This window comes from Myroides sp. LJL115, assembly GCF_054871665.1.
On record NZ_JBTXLS010000088.1, the window covers coordinates 1 to 2,509 of the forward strand.

Consider the following 2,509-nt stretch of genomic DNA (forward strand, 5'->3'; position numbering starts at 1 on the left):
ATGTTGTCAAAAGGTTGTAGGCCAAAGTCATCTAAAATAAGTAAGTCACATTTAATTACTTTTTTCATTTCCCTTTGATAGGTACCATCTATTTTACTTGTTTTAAGATGGTTAAATAAATTACCTGTATTAAAATATAGTACCTTGTGTTCCATTAAGCATGCTTGGTGCCCTAAGGCTTGAGCTAGATAGCTTTTACCAACGCCACTAGCTCCAGTTAAAATTATATTTTGTTTTTTAGCCATAAAATCCAAGGTAGATAACCTGGTAAAAGCATTTTTGTCTAGATTTCTTTGATGTGTATAATTAGTATCAGCGATACTTGCACTCTGCCTAAAGTTTGCTTGTTTTATTAATCGCTCTATTTTTCTGTTTTGTCGATTTTCATACTCATGATCTGTAAGTAAAGCAATGTACTCGTCGATTGTAAAGGAAGTAAGACTGCTGTCTTTTAGGTGTTTACTGTGTAATGACGCCATATCATTTAACCTCATTGCTTTTAGTTTTTCGATAGTTTGATTGTTGTCCATAGGATGAATATTTTAAGTTTATTGATAAGTAGAGGCTCCTCTAATGTTTGAGTGTGAAGGGATATGAGGGGTGTCCAAGTTAAGTTGTAGTAAGGTTTCTTGATTAAGATCCATTTTGTGATGAAGGATATTCTTAATATGCTTGTAGGTTGCTATATTCTCCTTTAATGCTAGCTCACAGGCCTTTTCTAATCTAGTGGAACCGTAGCTTTTATGAAGCTGTATAAGTCCCATAACTCGCTTATAACCTATTTCAGGATATTCAACATTGTCTAGTATTTTATCTACGCACTTAACAACATGTAATCCATGGGCTTGGGCTTGCTTTTTAAAGAATTCAGGACTCCAACTAGTATAGTATTGATGAGTACTTGAAAGATGATCTTTAGTTGTATTATAGGATCCTTTTGAAAGGTTTCGTTTATGCAGTGCGATACGTAAATGATTATGATAGACTTCGATTGTCGTTTGAGTATAGTGAATCGTAGTTTGATGCCCTATATAGCGGTATGGAACACTATAATAGCTCTTATCTGGAGAAAAATACACATAGCCTATCTTCTGTACTTTAGCCCTTTTATAATCCTTCATTTGATAAATAGTAGCTGGTAAGGCTTTGAGGTATTGTTTCTCAATAGACAGGAAAAGTTCTTCTCGACTAGCTTCTTTACGTTGAAAAAGAATTTGATTGTATAGAGGTAGTCTTGTTCTTATTTCCTTATTTAACTCATCCAAAGAAAAGAACGTCATATCTTTAATAGGATAGAAAATCCTTTGATACACAAGGTGTACAGCATTCTCTACTAAAGCTTTATCCTGTGGAGAATAGGTTCTTGTAGGGTTTATAATACAGCCGTAATGTGTAGCAAAGTCTTTAAAACTTCTATTAATTTGTGCTTCATATTTGCTCGATCTAGAAACAGCTGATTTTAAATTGTCCGATACAATAGCTAAAGGTACTCCTTGATAAAAGTGTAAAGCACCTATACAACACTGAATTAAATCCTCCTTTGTTTGTGTTGCACATGCTTGAACATAAGTGTATTGGCTGTTGGGAAGTATAGCTACAAAGACTTCTACAGCAATGATTTCACCAGATTCTCTATCCACATAGGAAAGCTTTTTACCTGTAAAATCTATATACATCTCCTTTCCAGGTTGATGCTCGAGCTTCATTGAACCTTTTTCTTTCTTATACTTACGATTATAATGCTCCATAAACTGTGTATAACTATAAGGTTTTATTGCTCCTTCAGCATACTGATTATAGTGATATAAAAAAGTAAATCCTGGGTGATTACGAGCTTTATTAATCGTTTCAAAGTATAGCATTAGCTCCTTATAACGCTGTGTGTCAATCGTACTGCAACTAGAAAATATTTCAGATAGTTGAGCAACATCAAACGATAATAACTGCTCTAGTGAATACTCACTTGCAGTAAAAAGTTGCATATAAGTATTAACCGTATTTCGTGAAATATCAAGCGTGCTGGCTATTTTTCGATTGCTATAGCCATTTAAATGCAAAGTGATAATTTGTTTTAAGTCCATTGGGTCAAGTTTATTAGCCATATCTTATCGTTTAGAAGCAACAAGATACTAGTATTAAACTTTTCTAAGTGGCACGTTTTGAACCGAAATAAAATTCTAATTGGCACAAGTTACACCGGATTTGGCACCATTTGAACCGAAATAAAATTTTAACTGGCACAAGTTGGACCGAAATTGGCATCATTTGAACCGAAATAAAATTTGTAATTATTCCGGTGTAAAGTGAACAATTTGAGCCGTACAAATAATGTCGGAATTGGCACGTTTTGAACCGAAATCACTGGCCCAAGTCAAACCGTAATGTTTTAACCCCTATAATCCTAGAGTATTTTTGATTTTTAAAAGTATAATGTTTTAGGCTACTTTTTTCTTGCTTAAAATCAAGTGTTTGTCCATTTCCCATTTCTCCATTGGAGTGATTTTTCCAA

Annotated in this window: 2 protein-coding genes; both read right to left on the bottom strand. The window is 33.8% G+C overall.

The features are described 5' to 3' along the window. The coding region (locus ACYSNX_RS12990; protein ID WP_461755081.1) for an ATP-binding protein at positions 1 to 530 on the bottom strand (530 nt) is incomplete at its 3' end. Between the two features lie 18 nt (positions 531 to 548). Next, positions 549 to 2,102, bottom strand: coding sequence for an IS21 family transposase (istA, locus tag ACYSNX_RS12995; RefSeq protein ID WP_461755082.1), 1,554 nt, complete (start codon positions 2,100 to 2,102; stop codon positions 549 to 551). Positions 2,103 to 2,509 lie beyond the last annotated feature (407 nt).